Annotated in this window: 24 protein-coding genes; 6 read left to right on the top strand and 18 right to left on the bottom strand. The window is 42.1% G+C overall.

What is annotated here, in order from left to right; translation table 11 throughout:
• Positions 1 to 4: 4 nt before the first annotated feature.
• From EGC86_RS11700 to EGC86_RS11675, 6 genes are read right to left on the bottom strand one after another with little or no spacing between them, the layout of a single operon-like run.
• Positions 5 to 364, bottom strand: a complete 360-nt coding sequence (locus EGC86_RS11700) for a cation:proton antiporter subunit C (protein WP_011637740.1) — start codon at positions 362 to 364, stop codon at positions 5 to 7.
• Complete coding sequence (locus EGC86_RS11695; protein WP_123777678.1) at positions 361 to 1,341, bottom strand: DUF4040 domain-containing protein; 981 nt, start codon at positions 1,339 to 1,341, stop codon at positions 361 to 363. The genes EGC86_RS11700 and EGC86_RS11695 overlap by 4 nt, the downstream gene beginning before the upstream one ends.
• Entirely contained in the window at positions 1,338 to 1,697 is a 360-nt protein-coding gene (gene mnhG / locus EGC86_RS11690; protein ID WP_011637738.1) for a monovalent cation/H(+) antiporter subunit G, read from the bottom strand. The genes EGC86_RS11695 and mnhG overlap by 4 nt, the downstream gene beginning before the upstream one ends.
• Entirely contained in the window at positions 1,690 to 1,971 is a 282-nt protein-coding gene (locus tag EGC86_RS11685) for an MrpF/PhaF family protein (RefSeq protein WP_011637737.1), read from the bottom strand. The genes mnhG and EGC86_RS11685 overlap by 8 nt, the downstream gene beginning before the upstream one ends.
• Positions 1,972 to 1,973: 2 nt before the next feature.
• Positions 1,974 to 2,495 (bottom strand): Na+/H+ antiporter subunit E, encoded by a 522-nt coding sequence (locus EGC86_RS11680; protein ID WP_245423145.1) that lies wholly within the window; start codon positions 2,493 to 2,495, stop codon positions 1,974 to 1,976.
• Positions 2,492 to 2,929: a Rap1a/Tai family immunity protein gene (locus EGC86_RS11675; RefSeq protein ID WP_245423144.1), complete on the bottom strand. Its 438-nt coding sequence runs from the start codon at positions 2,927 to 2,929 to the stop codon at positions 2,492 to 2,494. The genes EGC86_RS11680 and EGC86_RS11675 overlap by 4 nt, the downstream gene beginning before the upstream one ends.
• A gap of 209 nt (positions 2,930 to 3,138) precedes the next feature.
• On the opposite strand from EGC86_RS11675, the gene EGC86_RS21230 reads away from it, so the two are divergent.
• From EGC86_RS21230 to EGC86_RS11660, 3 genes are all read left to right on the top strand, one after another.
• On the top strand, positions 3,139 to 3,261 hold the full coding sequence (locus tag EGC86_RS21230) for a helix-turn-helix domain-containing protein (RefSeq protein WP_425376028.1): 123 nt from the start codon (positions 3,139 to 3,141) through the stop codon (positions 3,259 to 3,261).
• Between the two features lie 231 nt (positions 3,262 to 3,492).
• Positions 3,493 to 3,927: a hypothetical protein gene (locus EGC86_RS11665; protein WP_123777675.1), complete on the top strand. Its 435-nt coding sequence runs from the start codon at positions 3,493 to 3,495 to the stop codon at positions 3,925 to 3,927.
• Positions 3,928 to 3,975: 48 nt separating this feature from the next.
• Positions 3,976 to 4,380: an NUDIX hydrolase gene (locus EGC86_RS11660; RefSeq protein ID WP_011637733.1), complete on the top strand. Its 405-nt coding sequence runs from the start codon at positions 3,976 to 3,978 to the stop codon at positions 4,378 to 4,380.
• Here the strand turns inward: EGC86_RS11660 and EGC86_RS11655 are convergent.
• Positions 4,342 to 5,379, bottom strand: coding sequence for a Gfo/Idh/MocA family protein (locus EGC86_RS11655; RefSeq protein ID WP_123777674.1), 1,038 nt, complete (start codon positions 5,377 to 5,379; stop codon positions 4,342 to 4,344). The genes EGC86_RS11660 and EGC86_RS11655 overlap by 39 nt on opposite strands.
• A gap of 3 nt (positions 5,380 to 5,382) precedes the next feature.
• Positions 5,383 to 5,697 (bottom strand): putative quinol monooxygenase, encoded by a 315-nt coding sequence (locus EGC86_RS11650; RefSeq protein WP_245423143.1) that lies wholly within the window; start codon positions 5,695 to 5,697, stop codon positions 5,383 to 5,385.
• Between the two features lie 129 nt (positions 5,698 to 5,826).
• Between EGC86_RS11650 and EGC86_RS11645 the strand changes: the two genes are divergently transcribed.
• Positions 5,827 to 6,696 (top strand): LysR family transcriptional regulator, encoded by an 870-nt coding sequence (locus tag EGC86_RS11645; protein WP_123777673.1) that lies wholly within the window; start codon positions 5,827 to 5,829, stop codon positions 6,694 to 6,696.
• 29 nt (positions 6,697 to 6,725) lie between these two features.
• Here EGC86_RS11645 and EGC86_RS11640 read toward each other — a convergent pair whose 3' ends face one another.
• From EGC86_RS11640 to EGC86_RS11625, 4 genes are read right to left on the bottom strand one after another with little or no spacing between them, the layout of a single operon-like run.
• The gene (locus tag EGC86_RS11640) at positions 6,726 to 7,130 is read right to left on the bottom strand and encodes a CBS domain-containing protein (protein WP_123777672.1); all 405 of its coding nucleotides are present in this window, start codon (positions 7,128 to 7,130) and stop codon (positions 6,726 to 6,728) included.
• Positions 7,127 to 7,477 carry a P-II family nitrogen regulator gene (locus EGC86_RS11635; RefSeq protein ID WP_011637728.1) on the bottom strand — a complete coding sequence of 117 codons (351 nt, stop codon included), beginning with the start codon at positions 7,475 to 7,477 and terminating at the stop codon, positions 7,127 to 7,129. Before EGC86_RS11635 ends, EGC86_RS11640 begins: the two co-directional genes overlap by 4 nt.
• A gap of 3 nt (positions 7,478 to 7,480) precedes the next feature.
• Complete coding sequence (locus EGC86_RS11630; RefSeq protein WP_123777671.1) at positions 7,481 to 8,248, bottom strand: DUF1538 domain-containing protein; 768 nt, start codon at positions 8,246 to 8,248, stop codon at positions 7,481 to 7,483.
• A 30-nt stretch (positions 8,249 to 8,278) separates the two neighbouring features.
• Entirely contained in the window at positions 8,279 to 9,016 is a 738-nt protein-coding gene (locus EGC86_RS11625) for a DUF1538 domain-containing protein (RefSeq protein ID WP_123777670.1), read from the bottom strand.
• Positions 9,017 to 9,242: 226 nt separating this feature from the next.
• On the opposite strand from EGC86_RS11625, the gene EGC86_RS11620 reads away from it, so the two are divergent.
• Complete coding sequence (locus EGC86_RS11620) at positions 9,243 to 10,349, top strand: energy transducer TonB (protein ID WP_123777669.1); 1,107 nt, start codon at positions 9,243 to 9,245, stop codon at positions 10,347 to 10,349.
• Between the two features lie 42 nt (positions 10,350 to 10,391).
• Here EGC86_RS11620 and EGC86_RS11615 read toward each other — a convergent pair whose 3' ends face one another.
• From EGC86_RS11615 to EGC86_RS11595, 5 genes are all read right to left on the bottom strand, one after another.
• Complete coding sequence (locus EGC86_RS11615) at positions 10,392 to 10,736, bottom strand: hypothetical protein (RefSeq protein WP_011637724.1); 345 nt, start codon at positions 10,734 to 10,736, stop codon at positions 10,392 to 10,394.
• Positions 10,737 to 11,094: 358 nt separating this feature from the next.
• Positions 11,095 to 11,535: a CBS domain-containing protein gene (locus EGC86_RS11610; protein ID WP_165872420.1), complete on the bottom strand. Its 441-nt coding sequence runs from the start codon at positions 11,533 to 11,535 to the stop codon at positions 11,095 to 11,097.
• A gap of 124 nt (positions 11,536 to 11,659) precedes the next feature.
• Complete coding sequence (gene olsF / locus EGC86_RS11605; protein WP_123777667.1) at positions 11,660 to 13,399, bottom strand: bifunctional ornithine lipid synthase OlsF; 1,740 nt, start codon at positions 13,397 to 13,399, stop codon at positions 11,660 to 11,662.
• A gap of 13 nt (positions 13,400 to 13,412) precedes the next feature.
• Positions 13,413 to 14,315: a UDP-2,3-diacylglucosamine diphosphatase gene (locus EGC86_RS11600; protein WP_123777666.1), complete on the bottom strand. Its 903-nt coding sequence runs from the start codon at positions 14,313 to 14,315 to the stop codon at positions 13,413 to 13,415.
• 246 nt (positions 14,316 to 14,561) lie between these two features.
• Positions 14,562 to 15,593, bottom strand: coding sequence for a Glu/Leu/Phe/Val dehydrogenase dimerization domain-containing protein (locus tag EGC86_RS11595; RefSeq protein WP_011637720.1), 1,032 nt, complete (start codon positions 15,591 to 15,593; stop codon positions 14,562 to 14,564).
• A gap of 284 nt (positions 15,594 to 15,877) precedes the next feature.
• On the opposite strand from EGC86_RS11595, the gene EGC86_RS11590 reads away from it, so the two are divergent.
• Positions 15,878 to 16,318 carry a DUF4826 family protein gene (locus EGC86_RS11590; protein ID WP_011637719.1) on the top strand — a complete coding sequence of 147 codons (441 nt, stop codon included), beginning with the start codon at positions 15,878 to 15,880 and terminating at the stop codon, positions 16,316 to 16,318.
• A gap of 143 nt (positions 16,319 to 16,461) precedes the next feature.
• Here EGC86_RS11590 and EGC86_RS11585 read toward each other — a convergent pair whose 3' ends face one another.
• Complete coding sequence (locus tag EGC86_RS11585) at positions 16,462 to 17,604, bottom strand: ribosomal protein uL16 3-hydroxylase (RefSeq protein ID WP_123777926.1); 1,143 nt, start codon at positions 17,602 to 17,604, stop codon at positions 16,462 to 16,464.
• Positions 17,605 to 17,662 lie beyond the last annotated feature (58 nt).

Here is a 17,662-nt window from a genome sequence, read left to right as displayed (position 1 = left end):
GTAGTCAGTCGGCATCCAAAATTTCGTTTTCTTCGATCGTGCCATAACATTCCTTGATACGTACAACCATGGCCAGTCCCAATGCGAGGGTCGATACTCCCACAACGATGGCTGTTAGTATCAGTACCTGTGGTACTGGGTTTGAAAATATTTGATCTTCTACACCGCTTTGTATGATGGGGGCTGTCCCGCCTTCTACCTTGTCCATAGTAATATACATAAGGAATACAGCAGATTGAAAAATGGATAATCCAATGAGTTTTTTAATCAAATTGGTTTTGCTAATCACGGCATACAGTCCCACCGTTAAAATGATAGCGAATACCCAATAATTGAAGTAGCCCAGCAGTTCTAATAGTTTCATGACAATCTCTCACGGGCAGCGAACGCATGGAAAATGGCCAAAAGTGCACCACATACCGCCATGCCAACGCCAGCCTCGATAATTAAAATACCCAGCTGTTGCCCAAACACAGGGTCAGCGGCTAGTACTGAATAATCTAGAAATGTTCCTCCCATCAACATGCAAGCCACACCCACGCCGCCATATAACAATGCACCGCCTATAACCATACCCAACAGCACCCCGCGAGGTATTGCTCGCAACGCTTCGGATTCGCCTTCGAGCAGTGCGTAAAGGATTATGCCTGTGGCAATAATTGCACCAGCTTGGAATCCTCCGCCCGGGCCATATTCGCCATGGAATTGTACATAAAGACCAAATAACACGATAAATGGTATCAGCAGCCGGCCGACTACTTGGGGGATAAGATGGTGGCGTAGACCACTACTTTTTTTAATCACTGGCTGATTTTTTCGTGAAGGGCTCACACCAAGGATGAATAAAACCCCGATACAAGCAGCGAAAACAACAAACACTTCGCCCAGTGTGTCATAGCCTCGAAAGCTGCCAAGAATTGCGGTGACCACATTGGGAATATCAATATACTCAGGCGTTTTTTCTAGATACCAAGGCGCAAGATGCTGATGCACTGGGGCATCAGGGTCGCCGAGCCGTGGTTTGTCGAAAGTGGCGTATATTATTAGCAATGCCAGAATGCCCACAGTACTTAGAGCTATCCACCGACCTCCAACTCGAGCTTTTTCCCGGTCACCAGTCAGCTCCAATGCACAGAGGAAGATTACCGTTGTCACTCCAGCACCCACCGCGGCTTCTGTTAGTGCTACATCAGCAGCGTCCAAAATAAAAAAGTTGGCCGCCATTAGTAAACTGAAAATAGAGGTCAGCATTACCGCGACAAACAGGTCGTCGGTGCGCACTATAGCAATAGCGGTAATGACGAGAAGGGTCAGTAGGAATAGCGCAAAAATTAAGATCATTCTCCAGCCCCCTCTTTGGGTAAGTTGTTAGCCTTGGGTGCGTCGCTAGCGCTTCCATCGTCTGGCTTGAGACCGGATAATAGCGCGGCATTGGCCAACGCATAGGTAGCAGTTGGGCCAGTCAGCAGCAAAAACAGCATAATAGCAAACAGTTTAATAGCGGCTAGAGACAAACCTGCTTGTAGGATCATACCAACAAAAATTAAGATAGTCGCCATGGTATCAGTAAGACTGGCGGCATGAATTCTGGTGTAAAAGTTTGGCAGGCGCAGGCCGCCTATACCGCCGATTAACACGCAGGCACCACCTAGAACGAGTAAAATCCAACTCAGAATATCTAGCGCGACATCAATCATTTTCTGCCTCGGAATCAGATTTTCTACGGGAACGATTTTGGAAAAAATTTAATACTGCAAGAATCCCGACCATATTGACCAGAGCGTAGGCCAACGCAAGATCAAGAAAATCAGGCCGACCGTAAAGAAATGCAATGACGGACAGTAATAATACGGTCTTGGTACCAAACACATTGACTGCCAGTACGCGATCGTAAACGCTTGGTCCTTTAAGAGCTCTCACTAGGGCCAATACCATGGTCACCAAAATGGCTATAGAGACAACAATATACATAATTAGCGGGGCTCCAGAGCTGCTACTCGACGATTCGCTTCGCCTTTTTGTAATTCTTTTGCGCTTTCACTGGTTAGGCAATGAATCAATACTTTCCCCTCGTGTAAATCCAACGTGACGGTTCCCGGAGATAGGGTAATGGAATTGCCAAGAATTACTTGGCCCACGTCCGTTTTGGCTTCCGCTTCAAGTACAACAACGGTGGGGCTTATAGGCATAGAGGGTTTCAGGATTAGCTTGGCTACGTCCAGACTCGAAATAATAATCTCTCGCAACAGCCACAACCAATAGCCAGGCAGGCGAGGCATAAGTCTAAGCAAATTTGTATGATGCCGGAAAAAGCCCATACGATGTGCTAAGAAAACGCTGAGCAAGCAGGACAAAGCCCCCAAACTCATGACGAGTGGTTTGTAGAGTCCCGACCAGAGAAGCCAAGAGATTGCTAAAATAAACAGAAGTAGCAAAACAGACGAGAGTCTTGTTTCGCCGCGTTGAAACGTATGCTGGGCTAGAGTTAAGCTCATAGTTTGCAGGGGTAGTTTTTCAGTAATGATTTATAGACGACTTCCATCGCCGGTTCATTTTCTTCGCTGTTATCTGTTTGGGCTGTTAGATCGGCGACGATAACGTTAACAACATCGCGCAATGGCAGCGGATCTCCGAGGCAAAAACCGGCTAGGCCTGCTGCTCTGGAACGGTCTAAACGGTTTGGCATACGAGTGCGAATCGCGCGTTCCGTGAAAGTCTCTTTACTTGCAAGGGCACTTTCCGCATTTAGCATGACTCTTGCATCGGTCGCTATTGCACCATCTATAAAGCCTTGAATATAGCGGACACAATACTGACCATCAACGCTTTCTGGTTCAGAGTTAAACAGTGCGCAGTGCGATGAAAGTTCTTGAGCCGTCAGTACCTCTACAGCCTTAGCTGGTGGTACTGACAATAATTGAACGGCCAAGAAAGCGAAAACCATTAAGGGGAAACTACTTTTTGACATATAAATCCTTTTTCTCTAATGACTTAACTTTATACAATTAATCATAGTACTAAAAGTCTATTTTAGTTTTTTTTTCATCAATAAAAAATTGATAATGTGTTTTGAGAAAATAAACATTAGATGAGAGAAAGTACATTAGGGAATCATATGGTAAGTTCAATTATCATTCCTTGCAGTCTTTTCATATGATAGCGACATATGGGGGTATCGCTCAGGCATCAAAAGTCATGCATATTTCGCCACAAACGCTTAGTGCTCAGTTAAACTTATTAGAAGTTCAATTAGGATATTAGTGGCCGCAGGCCATATCTTAAACCAACGCCGATATTTTCACTGCGTAGTTCTATATGGTCACTGAATAATGGGAGGTCACAAATGAGCTACCATCAAGGCACGTTATGCAAACCATTTAAAAGTCATCGCGAATAAGCGACTAATGTTGAACTCGGTTTTGCTTCGCTACATATGCTAACAGACTAACTATTAAATACTCCATAGCGGAGCAAGTGCCAAAAGGATTTTGAATGCAAAGGAATGGTTTACTCGTTATTGCTGGCTGCTTAAGCATCTTTGCTGCCTTGCTACATATCAGTTGTATATTTGGCGGCCCAGACTGGTACCACTTTTTTGGTGCTGGTGAACAAATGGCTAAAATGGCTGCTGCCGGTGATATTTATCCTACCATTGTCACATTAATTATCGCTGCTGTTCTTTGTGTTTGGGGGCTTTACGCATTTTCGGGCGCGGGCTTAATTGTTAAGTTACCGTTTCTAAAAACATGTTTAGTGTTAATCACTGCTGTATACTTAATTCGTGGAGTGGCGGGGTTAATTGTGCCTTTTTTCACGTCATCACCCGATATCCATCAAAATTCTATGGCTTTTTGGTTAGTGAACTCAACAGTTTGTTGCATCTATGGTATTTACTATTTACTTGGAACAAAGCAGTTATGGCGCTAGTTTTTTAAGAGTACATAACAAGCCTCTATTTATAACAGGAAAACCATCATGGCTTTTAATGACTTATTTAGATTGAGTTCTCACGCGGTCATAACCAATACAGTAGGGGAAGTCTTGCTGTTAAAAGCCACTTATGGTGACAAACATTGGGGCTTGCCGGGTGGTGGGCTTGACCCTAATGAAACGATTCATCAGGCATTACAACGTGAATGTTTTGAAGAGTTGGGCTGTGAGGTGGATGTGCAATATCTGTCTGGAGTGTATTTTCACAGTGCGTATCAATCGCAAGCGTTTATCTTTCGCTGCGAGTTACCCAAAGGTGCCCAAATAAGTTTAAGCGATGAACACAGCGAGTACGCTTTCGTTGCTGTTACTGAATTATCTAACATTCAGCAACAGCGAGTAAGCGAATGTTTAGCGTTCAGTGGTGTGGTTCGCAGCGCGGCTTTCTAAGGCGGCTTTATGCCATGTGGTTAACATTTGCATAATATCAACAGAGTCACTGACCTGTACCAAAGGTCTAGGTACTGTGTATTGCTTAGTGTCTAATGCGTTAAGCACCGCTTCTACTTGATAGTAAAACCCATTGCCTTTAGCTTCAACGTTTACTACTTCAACATCTATCACTTCAGCTTCTTGTTCATATAATCTAACGGTAAAATGATTACCCTGAGATTCTGGTAACCAAGGGTTTGAGGTGAACTCAATACTTCCTAAGCTGCCTAAAATAGTAAAGCCTGCGTGCAGACCATAGTCTTCAGCGGTATGCAGATGACATTGCACGTCGTTGCTGTAACTGACAATGGCGGTTGATTCGCAAATATTACCGTCTTGGCCGCGTCTACCGGTCGCTTCAATTTGGTATTGTTGGCTTTGCTCGGTACCAAATTGTTGTTGCATGACTAACTGCATTAATGATGCAGGGTAGCAACCTAAGTTAAATAATGCACCAAGGCTGGCAGGGTTAACAAACTGGCTAATGGATGCACAGTATTGGCCGCGAATACTTTTTACTTCACCAATCACACCAGTGGCTAATGTTTTACTTAGCTGTTTCATAAAGGGGTGAGCTAAATACATTAATCCTTCAAGGAAAAACACCTTATTTTGCGTTACAGCATCAAGGCTTTCGATGGTTTTTGGCATGTCTACGGACAATGATTTTTCACATAAAATGGCTTTGCCAGCATTAGCCGCTTTGATTATGTATTCATGATGTAGATGATTTGGCAGAGCAATGTAGATAACATCGACTTCAGGGCTGTTGATTAACGCATCAAAATCCGTAAATTGATGTGGAATTTGATACTGATTGGCAAACTCTGCCAATGTTGTGGTGTTGCGTCCGGCAACACCATAAATTGTGCTTTGACCTTGTGCTTTAATCGCATCAGCCATTACCCCAGAGATAAAACTGGTGCCTAATATGGCCCATTTAATCGATCCAGACATTAATTATCCCTCAGTGGTTAATTTTTGATAGTCAAACGCTTGCTTTAGATCGGTTAACGCCGATTTGATAAAGGCTTGAGTATGATCAGCTGCAAAGTGGGCATCAAATGCCGCTTGGTCGTTATAACGTTCCCAAAACACAAATTGTTTAGGATTGGTTTTATTTTGCAGAGCTATTGCAAGTGAACAGCCTGGTTCGCTATTCATATCTGCACAGAATTGACGGACAGCTGCGATTCCTTGTGCCAAAGGCACTTGGTCTTTAATGTGAATTTCAGCGGTGATAAACACGCCTTGTTGATCCAGTTTGTTATCCATATCAACCCCTTAATAATAATGGGGCATCGTAAACCAGTTAGGCGCAAGGCAAAATGGCCTACTGGTGTTTACAGAAAACACCATAGGTTTATAATCAACACTGGTTTGATGCTGTATTAAGGATATTCGGTGGATAAATTAACTGCGATGCAGGTGTTTAGTCATGTGGCTGAGCAGGGCAACTACGGCACAGCTGCGCATAAATTTAATATCAGCCGGACTATGGTGAGTAAACACATTAATCAGTTAGAGGCCTACCTTGGGGTTAAGCTCATTAACCGTACTACTCGTCAACAAGAATTAACGGAATCGGGCCACGTTTATTACCAAGAATGCCAGATAATCTTGATGGCTATTGAGCAAGCTGAAAACACGCTGCAGTCGATGAGTTCGACGCCAAAAGGCACCATTAGAATTAATGCTCCAGTGAGTTTTGGCAATATTGTGCTGGCACCGATAGTGAATCAATTTTTACTGCAATATCCGCAAATTGATGTAGAGCTGCGACTTGATAATAATCTAATCGATCCCATGGTCGATCATGCTGATGTGGTGGTCAGAATTGGCAATCTTGATGACTCTGCGTTAATTGGCAGGCATATTATGAATTATGAAATGTTATTTTGTGCTTCGCCTCACTATTTAGCTCAACATTCGCCAATAGAGTCAATTAGCGATTTACCTCGGCATGATTGTTTAGGCTTTCGCTATTCGAAAAGTGCTTCATTAGCGGTTGCCCATAGCCAGTTGTTTGGTAAACGCAGCTTTAGATTGTTGTCCAATAGTGGCTTGGTATTAATCCAAGCCGCGATAGATGGACTGGGCATTATTTTACAGCCACAGATTGTGGTGCAAGAGGCAATTCAAGCTGGATTGTTAATAAATGTCAGCGCATTAATACCTCCAGATGCGATGCCAATACACTTATTATATAAAGACAAAAATCTGCCATTAAAAACACGAACCTTGATTGATTTTATTATTCGCCAGCTCGAATAACCACATGTGCATAATATAGTAGATGCATATTATGACTTTGCTATCATGCCCTTAAGCACAATATTGTCATAGGTGACAAAACCTAAAATCTCACCTGCTTCAATCACGGGGGCCTTATTGATATTAAAGCGCTCAAAAAGCCGTGCGGTATAGCGAACATCCATGTCAGCAGACAATGAAAGTACTGGCTTTATCATAACTTCGTAAATGTTGGTGCGCTCAGGTGACTTGTCTTTGGCTAACACTTTGCGAGCTATATCGCTCATGAGAACCATGCCGTATTCGTCATGTTCATTGCGTTTATTAACGACTAATATATTGACGTTATTGCTAATGGCTTCTTGGATCGCTTCGGCCACAGTGTGCATTCCATCAACCATGACGTAATGGTTATTCATGACGTCACGATTACAAATAGGGGTTGTGCTACTCATATTTGATCCTCAATGTCTTTACTCAATTTTTGAACTTGATGGGCCACTCCAACGGCATCTTCAACATCAATTTGAATCGCAATACCTTTGCCTGAATTGGTGTCAAATTCACCTACGTTAGATATGGTTTCGAGAATGTTGCGGCTCATGTGTTCTTCTACCAACCACAAAATCACATCACGCTGAACATCTAGGGTAAGCCCCATAAAGGTTTTCTTTTTTTCTAGCCCTTCACCGCGAGCATGATTAATCACAGTGGCACCCGTTGCGCCTGCAACACGCGCTGCATCAAGTACCTTATCGGTACAGTCATCGTCGACAAAGGCGACAATTAATTTAAAGCGCATAGGTTACTCCTTAGTGGCTTTTCGTTTGGATAAATAGTCAACCGCTTGGGCGTAACCCATAACGGTGATCATCGGAAATAAACTGGCAAAGGCAATCAAGCCAAAGCCATCAATTAATGGATTACGGCCTTCAACATTGGTGGCCAGTCCAAGTCCTAATGCCGCAACTAATGGCACTGTTACGGTTGAGGTGGTTACGCCACCAGAGTCATAGGCTAGAGGTACAATCATTTTTGGGGCATAAAAGGTTTGAATGACCACCACTACATAGCCGGCCATAATGTAATAGTGAATGGGATCGCCAACCACAATACGAAAACAACCCAACGTAATACCAATCGCGACGCCAAACGCCACTGACATTCGAAGGCCTTGGATACCAATGGTGCCACCCGAGACTTGGTTGGCTTTGATGGCCACAGCAATTAATGACGGTTCTGCAATTGTGGTACTAAAACCGATTGCGGCAGCAAACACATAAACCCAAAAATAATCTTGCCAAATAAACGGCTCGTTGCCACCATCTGGGTGTAAAAACTCGCTGGTGGTCAGTTGATTTGCCATGCTCTCACCAATAGGGAATAGCGCTAATTGCAAACCAACAAGAAAAAAAGTGAGGCCGATAATGACATAAACAAATCCGAGCAATACTTTACGCCATTGGTTGATAGGGCGTTTAAGCACGCCCAGCTGAAAGCCAAATAGAATTATCGCGATAGGAATGACATCACGAGCAGTCAGAAATAAAGTGCTAATCAGTTCATTGAGCAAAACAACTCCTCATTTTATTGGCGATATCGATCACTGTAAAAACACCATGCCGTACAGTAGTACAAAAATCATTGGGCTTAGGCTGGCAAATGCAATTAATCCAAAGCCATCAATCATAGGGTTGCGGCCTTTAATAACACTTGCTAGGCCAACCCCTAGGGCTGTTACTAAAGGCACTGTAATGGTCGATGTGGTGACGCCGCCAGAATCATAAGCAATGCCGATAATGTTGGCGGGTGCAAAGCTGGTGAGGATCATCACCAACACGTAACCACCAATAATAAGGTAGTGGATTGGCCATCCTTTAAGAATGCGGATCACACCGAGTAAAATAGCCAAACCAACCGAAATGGCGACGGTTAATCGTAAGCCCATCGCATAAGAACTCATGGATTGTTGGTTTGACTCTATCGCACCAGCGTTTGCGGCAACTTGTGCCGCTTCGTTTGCCACAGCCGTAAGAGCAGGCTCTGCTAATGTGGTGCCAAAACCTAATGAGAATGAGAAAATAACTAACCAAAACACACTGCCTTTTCGTGCTAATGCTTCAGCAAGTGATTCGCCGATGGGAAATAAACCCATTTCCAAACCAAATACAAAAAAGGTCAGCCCTAATACAATAAACACTACACCCACAAGAATAGATCCAAGTTCTGCAGGCGCTTGATGAAGCACAAATATTTCAAAAAAACTGACCACTAAGATAATCGGAATAAGGTCTTTGAAGCTACTTAACATCGCTTGGAGCAATTTGGTGATGGCAGACATCTTGGCTCCTGTATTATTTTGCGCTGAGATAAATAACAAGCGGGATAATTTAGTGTGCCTATGGGACAATATTTCGCAACATATTGTTTACAATGATTTTCATTAAGTTGACCTAAGTCATAAAAATGGGTAAAAGTAGGGGGTATTTACTTCAATATTACTCGACCAGTATTTTGCGCAGTGCGAGAAAAGGTTAAGGATAAAATTAAAAAGGATTTAGAACGTTATGAAGACACTTTTACGCTTATCGATAGCGGCGGCTTTTGTTAGCCACGTAGCTTATGCTGAACCAACCGATGTAGAGGATTTTTCACAAGCTTATCAACAGTACAATGCTTCTGTTGAAAGTAATAACAACCAAGATACGCTGAAATATGCGCAGCAAGCCTATGAGTTAGGTCAAATTAAATTCGGTCAAGACAGCTTTGATAGCGCTAAGTTAGCCATCAATTATGCAAATGCGGTAATGGTTGAACCTAAGAAAAAGAATCAAGGCCGTGTTATTGAAGATGAAGCGACGCTTAAGGCGCATCAATTATTTACTTCTGCATTAGCTGTATACCGTGAAAACGTGACCGATAATGGTATCGAGTTAATCGATCCTTTGATTGGGTTAGCTGAATCGACAACAGATGATAAATACGCGAAAATGTTATTATTTGAAGCAATAGAGATTGCAGAAAAAGCTGACAATGAGTTAACGGTTGCAGAAGTAAAACTCATTACGTTTCACCGATTATCGCGCACCGAGTATTATACCCGCACAGTGAGAACTTTGGCGTTTGACGCTTACGATATTTATACCAGTAAGTTGCCAGAGGATGCCATTAAACGAGTTGATGCTACTTATCTAGTGGGTGCGTTATATGAGACTATGGGTAAGCCAACTCAAGCTATTACAAATTTAGTTGAAGTTATCAAACAATATCGGGCATTACCTTATAGCCATCCGTATGAGCTTCGTGCGCATGCCTTGTTAGTGAAACTGTATGAGCAAAAAGGCCTAGGCGATAAAGCCACTGAGCATTGCATTGCGATTGGTAAAATGACGCCATGGAGTGACCAACAAGAACAAACCCCGTTATTTAGAAAACCACCAAAATACCCGCAATCATATGCTCAAAGAAGAAAATCTGGTTGGGTGCAAGTTGAGTTTACGGTAGATGAAAATGGTTTTGTTAAATCACCTGAGATCATTGACTCTAAAGGTGGCACCCAGTTTGAAAAAGAATCGATAGAAGCGCTCAGTCAATGGCGTTATGCACCTAAATTTGTTGATGGTAAGCCAACAGAAGCAAAGTCTACCGTTCAGCTTGATTTCACCATAGGTTAATACCCAAGTCTGCTTGTGTTATACCAATCTCATTGGTTATGTTTAACTTAACCAAAACAAGCTGAGCATGCCGACACATGCAACAACGAAGCTAGTTTCGATAAGGAACTGGCTTTTTTGTAGCTGTTTTTTACCTTGATTTAAAATAGTCACTAATTGGTTTTGTTTGTAAATACGGCAAGAGACTAATTCTGTTTGTGGATCGAGAACTAATTGAAAACGACACTTTTTACCATTATTGAGTAATACATCATGCATGCTTTGTAAACCAAAATTGAACTTGCGTGACACCACTTTACCATTAATAAATACCCGTTCTAGTCCGCACCAATTACTCGCTTGCAACTCAATATTGTCTTGATTGAGGTGGTATGTAAACTTAATCATAATGCTGTCCTTATCACATGATAGCCACGAGCCCTGTGTCTAATAAAAGCAGAGTAATGTGACATTTTCCAGCATATAAATATGAACAATTTACGAAATGAAGCTATCTAGTTGGCAGGCTTAGTAATATTTATTTTTTGAAAAGGCTATTGCCAAAATTTGTTTTTTCGGCACTTCAACATTAGCGGTTGATGATAAATAAAGCAGCAGATTGTATGTCAGATTATACGGTCAATATACGGAACTTATACGATGAGTATTCGATCTAAAGGACTGCTTAAAAGGGCCGTTCAAAAATACTGTAGTAACAGGCAGGCTATTTTTTTGTTAACGATTAAATAGATGAAAAGCTAACCATTTACTTAACGTAATAGGCATTCAATAGATCTTTCCAAGTAATAATGCCCACGATAATATTGTTGTCTAATACCGGTAAACATCCTATATCGTGGTCTAAAATAAGCCTGGTTGCTTGATTGATATCGCAATGAGGGGCGATGGTGAATGGATTGTGAGTCATGACTTGATGAACTCTTTTTTGCAGGGTTTCAGTGTCTCGCATTAATTCAGCAGCGGTACCGATATTAGGACTGAGCGCTCGTAGAAAGTCCCGATGAGACAATATTCCACTCAGTTGCTCGTTATCAACCACTAATAAATGATGGAAGCTGACGTTGTCGAAAATTTCTTTTGCCAGTATTAACCGATCATCCATTTCAATGGTAACCACTCGCGTAGTCATGATGTCCGCGACACAGAGATGTTTAGTCGGGGTATCAGGTAATGTCTCAGCTAACATTTCAGTAGAAGTTGTCATAAGCGATTCTCCACGTATTTATACTTTTATATCAGATAAACATCAGTGTAACAATCATTTAACGCCTAATGACAACCTCTTATTAAGCTTAGCAGCTTGTATTTGGTCAAGATGCAATTTTGTTTTCGGGTAAATGTCCCGCCAAGTATTTTTGATATTTAATCGGCTTTAACTCGTGAATGTCGACTAATACTAAACCATCGATACAGTCGCCAAACTCTGCATCAATACCAAAATCGAGAAACTGTACGCCATTGTTGTCGCACAATTCGCCATACTGCTTAAATAACGTCGGTACTGATACACCCATATTCGATAGCGTCCGTTTGAGTATTTTAAAATTATCAGCATAGTCATTGCCATTGAATAACTGGTGTAATTGATGCTGACGTTCGTCGGTGAATTGATATGAATTAAATGAAGTCGCTAAAACGTGTTTAGTAGCGAAGTGATGTTGGTAAAAAAACACTAACATCTCTTTGGCTGGTACCGGCAGGCTATCGCTTAGCGACACGGGCCCAAAGAGGTAACGATACTGCGGGTTTTTAATCAAAAACGCACCAATACCTTGCCACAAATATTCTAAACTCCGGCGGCCCCAATATTTAGGTTGGACAAAGCTGCGGCCAAGTTCGAGCCCCTGGTCAAAATAAGGGGCAAAAGCATCGTGGTATTCAAAAAGTGATTGGCTATACAGCGCATTTTCACCAATAGATTCGTGGAGCATTTTGGCACTGGCAAAACGATAAGCACCTACAATCTCTAATTCGTCTTTATCCCATAACACTAAATGAAAATAGTGATTATCATATTTATCGGTATCGCGACGTTTACCGGTACCTTCACCCACGGCTCTGAATGCGATTTCACGAAGTCGGCCAATCTCACGCATAATCGCACTGCTGTGGGTATGCTTGTATAAATAGATTTGTTTATTGTCTTGGGTTTTACCGAGCAATTCGCATTGTTGTAATGCTTGTTGTAGCTCACTGCGTTTTTCAGGATGAGCAATGGCATTTTGGGTAATGAATAACGGACTGCGATTTTTACCAATGCGGTATAAATGATTTTTAAGCAGATTCACTTTGGTTTTAAGTGGGAAATCTTGAGTGCTGACGACTTCTTTTGCAATCAATTGGCCAATCCGTACTGGCATGACATGATCCATTTGTTTAAACATTTCTTTGACCAGCAATAACGTCGCTAATGGTTTGTAAATCATTGAAGCGCCATAAAATGTAGCTGAGTTCTTCGCATCTACATACATGGGTAAAAGCGGCGCATTACAGGCGCGAGCCATTTTTAAAAATCCGCTGTGCCAATGTAAATCTGTGACGCCAGTAGGGCGTAAACGCGACACTTCACCCGAGGGGAAAATCAATACCGCACCTTCACGTTTAAGGTGATGATGAATTTCATTTAAATGTTGTTTCGGTGTTCCACCAGTCATGTTACGTACAGGCAATAAAATGGAGTGAAGCGGTTTAATGGCCATAAGTAATTCATTGGCAACGACCTTTATGTCTGGTCTCACTTGGCTAATCAATTTGATTAATGCCAGCGCATCAAGCGAACCAATAGGGTGATTAGCGTAGATCACCACTCTGCCTTCAATGGGTATATTTTCAATTTCGTTATTGGGGACGCTGTAGCTGAAATTTAAACAGGCAAGAATTTGTTCAACAAAATCGACCCCGGATAAATGCGCGTGTTCGTTCGCAATGTCATTACACTGCTTTTCATGAAGTAAGTAGCGCAACATGGCTTTAGTCGGCACGGCTAACCAAGGCTTGTTATGCACATTTGGCAGGTTTTTTTCAACCACATTATCGACAGTAAATATCATATTTTAGCCTTATTTATGCAACGTGCTGTTTTTGGGGCGTGATGATTGATGTCGCCTCTGAACTGCCGAAGTCAATCGTGTTTACTGCGGTAGCTTGTAACGTTTGTTCATCCCATTTGAGTAACTGCACATCTCCAGATTCTGTTTCTGCAATGAGAGTACAATTTTCAACCCAATCACCATCATTAGCGTAAGTGATGACGCGATCATTAATTGTATGCTGTGATAATTCTGGCTGATGGATATGGCCACATATCACCATGTCGACTTGTTTTTTAATGGCATAGCGCAGTACGGCATCTCGGTATTGGTTAATGGCTTGCTGAGCTTTGTTGACGCGAAGTTTGATGTAGCTCGCTAATGACCAGTACGGATAGCCAAGACGGCTTCTTACTACATGCAATAGCCGGTTTAACCACAGTAAGACATCATATAAATGGTCACCTAATTTTGCGTAGGTACGGCTAACACACACTTGTGAATCAAATTGATCGCCATGTAACATTAAAAAGCGTTTACCGCTAAGGGATTGATGAATATGCTGCTTGGCAAGGGTAATGCCTCTGAAATTACTGTCGGCATAAGCTTTGAAAGCCTCATCATGATTACCTGGTATATAAAATACTTGGGTGCCATTACTGGCCAGTTCGAGGATTTTTTGTATCACTTTATTGTGGCTATCGGGCCAATAAACACGTTTTTTCAACGCCCATATATCAACAATATCGCCGACCAGATATAAGTATTGGCTTTGGCTGTGATTGAGAAAATGTAATAAAAAGTCGGCTTTACAATCAATGCTGCCTAGATGAACATCCGATATCCACAATGCATGAAAATGCTGAATTTTGTCACTGTGAGTTAAGTGCGATAAAGGTTGCCGTTGTTGATTGCTTTTTTTGCTGTGTGAGATCATCCGTCATTCACCCTAATACACAGATTGCGTCAGTGTTGATTTAGAGTAGGGCAGCTATTTGACGATAAGGTGAACGATTTGTTGCAACTTGATGAACCAGTCACCAACAATATCTGGAGAGATGGGTAATAAAAAAGGAAATGCATAGGCATTTCCTTTTTAGCTTTTTTTATAATTCATGTTTATAAAATCATGTTTATAAAATCATATTAAGGGATTCAAGATCCTTAATATCAAGCTGATTAACTATCTTGCGGCATCAATAATTGCTTTAGCCATTTCATCGGCTACTGAACCGGTAGTGCGGTTCTCGCTATCAGCACGTTCAAAAATAGTCAGCAGTGTATTGTAAATCTGCTCAACCTTGGCAGTGGAAGCCGCAGCATCATAGTTTTTCTCAAATGACACATTGATAATGCCGCCAGCATTAATCACGTAATCTGGCGCATATAAAATACCCATTTGCTTGAGTTTTTCACCGTGACGAACCTCTGCTAACTGGTTATTAGCACAACCGGCAACGATGGTGGCTTTTAATAATGGCAAGGTTGTGTCGTTAAGTGTTGCACCTAATGCGCAAGGTGCATAGACATCAACATCCTGGGTATAGATATCTTGCGGAGCAACAACGGTTGCGCCAAATTCGGTTGCAATACGGTCAAGCGAGGCTTGATGAATGTCGGTAACAATCAGTTCAGCGCCAGCATCATGTAAATGCTTACATAAGTAATAACCAACGTGTCCCACGCCTTGCACAGAGACTTTAATTCCCTTAAGGCTATCAACACCACGTTGATGCTTTACGGCAGCTTTAATACCAAGATAAGTGCCTAAGGCGGTAAGTGGTGATGGATCGCCTGATTTACCTTCAAGACCGGCAACAAATTCAGTTTCACGGCTGGCTATCATAATGTCTGATGTCGATACGCCAACGTCTTCAGCAGAATAATATTTACCACCTAAACTGTTCACAAAGCGTCCGAATGCAAGAAATAACGCTTCGCGGTCGGTTGTTTTAGGATCGGCGATGATCACTGCTTTACCGCCACCCATGGTGAGACCCGCTAACGCATTTTTATAAGTCATTCCACGAGAAAGACGTAATACGTCTGTTAAGGCTTCATCATCCGATTGATAGTTCCACATACGACAACCACCTACGGCAGGGCCTAGGTTAGTGTTATGGACCGCAATAATGGCTTTTAAACCACTTTGTTTATCATGACAAAAGACCACTTGTTCGTGTTCATCGAACGAAACATGATTAAAAACTGCCACGTGATATCTCCGCTTGCTAGCTTGTTGAAGTAAAGTTCTCACACCTTCTGTTAATTGAGTACAAAAGGCGCAAACGACTGCTTGTTATATTTATTGCAGCACGATAGCATTTAGCGATACTCTCAACAAAGCATGATTTAGTTATTTTTGTCATTGATGTGGAAATTTAGCTTGCCACTTTACGTAAACGTAAAGTAACGTATGTTGCATCAGTGTTTTTGAGATTGAATATCAGGTTGCATTTTTGTTCTAACCTGCAATATAACAATAAGATAGGAAGTATTATGACTGAAGAAGTAGCAGAGTCGGTTGCACAGCCAACACCAGACCCAGAGGCATTAAGACAAGAGTGGGTTCGTACTCAATTTCAAAAGGCGAACCGTTTTTTGGCTGAGAAAGGGGTGATCCCAAGCAAAGTACTTGCTGACGAAAGCCGTTATCTTGCTCCTTATTTAGCCATTTGGAAGATGGAATCGAAGCAACCTAAAAAACAAACATTTTGGGTAATGTCAGGTGATTTACCTTCTGATTATGTTGATGTTAAAGTCGCGGCGACGGCTCGTGATGCGATTAGACATTTTTCTATGATGTGGCAACTTAAAGCTGAGAACTTGCATAAGTCGGGTGTCACCAAAGATCCTACTCAACTTAAGTTTGCGCAATTATTGGTGTCGCGTGCAGAAAGCTTATATAAAATGAATCAAGATGAGAAACTGTGGGGGTAATGCCCTAAGCCAGTGAGTAACTTGACGTAATAAACATAAAAAGGCACTCATAGTGCCTTTTTTGTTATCTTGAGCTTGATGGATCATATTGATGAGATATTGTTGAAAGCGGCCATCAAGCTCAGTGACTTATATGCTAACGATTATTCGTAATCGTCTTCGGCTAAGTAGAATAACCCTTGATTGAGTAATCCAGTCAGAATATCCAATGCCGCAGCGTTGGCTGTGAATACACTTGCCTCTTCAGGCGTGATCCTTACCTGGTTAGCCAATAGCTGTAACATGTCATTTGTGACATTAGCAAAGGTGTACACTTCGCCATTGATAAACAAACGCTGCTCGTTATCATTTTCTAACTGCAATACTTTCAAACCACCAATACGTTGAATTATCGCGCCTTGCTCAATCGCTTCCAATAACTCATCGGCTGTTAATGGTTCTTCGCCTTCACAGATATCAAGTTCGAAACGATTTTGACTCAGTAGTTTACCTAGCATGGTTTGATAGCTGGCCGGATCTTGAGCCAATTGGGTCAATAAATCCATAATACCTTGCTGGTGAGATTGGCTAATCATCCCTGGTGTTGCTGGCTCATCCACAGAATTAAAGCGTTTGTGGCCTTGACTGCTGTCGATTAAACTATCCGCGAGTTCAGTTAATAATTCTTGCTGGCTAGGGGCTCTAAAACCAATCGAATATGACAAGGCGAGCGATAATGTTTCGCCGCAGTGTGGGTATCCTGGTGGAATGTAGAGCACATCGCCTTTTTGTAATACCACATCGATGATAGGTTCGAAGTCGTCAACTAGCGGTGAGTTAGGGTTATCACCACGACGCTTATGTTGACCTTTGTCGCCCACTTTCCAACGACGTTCGCCATCACCTTGAATGATAAACACATCGTAGTTATCAATATGCGGCCCAACACCACCACCTGGCGTGGCAAATGATGCCATTAAGTCATCAAAACGCCAGTCTGGTAAAAATCGAAATGCTTCGACTAAAGCCTGTGAGTCAGGGTACCAATGGTTGACGGCTTGAACTAATAGCTGCCAGTTGTCTTCACCAAATTGGTCGTAGTCTTCAAATGGACCTTGGACTACGTCCCAGTCATCACCTTTTGTGACCACAACGCGTGATGATATTTCTTCTTCACAGGCTAGGCCTGCAAGTTCATCTGCGGCGATAGGATCTTCAAAGTCGATAAAAGCCTGTTTGATAACAAGTGGTTTTTGCTGCCAATGCTGTTTAATAAAGGCTTGGGTATCAATATTTAATGTGTACATCATTGACCTCAGGTCGAGATAATTAACGAGTGGTAATACAATAAAAAAGCGGCCACAT

It is taken from the genome of Shewanella frigidimarina (assembly GCF_003797125.1).
Lineage (GTDB): Bacteria > Pseudomonadota > Gammaproteobacteria > Enterobacterales > Shewanellaceae > Shewanella > Shewanella frigidimarina.
Note: the sequence above shows the minus strand (reverse complement) of the source record. Positions and strands in the feature narration are given on the sequence as shown.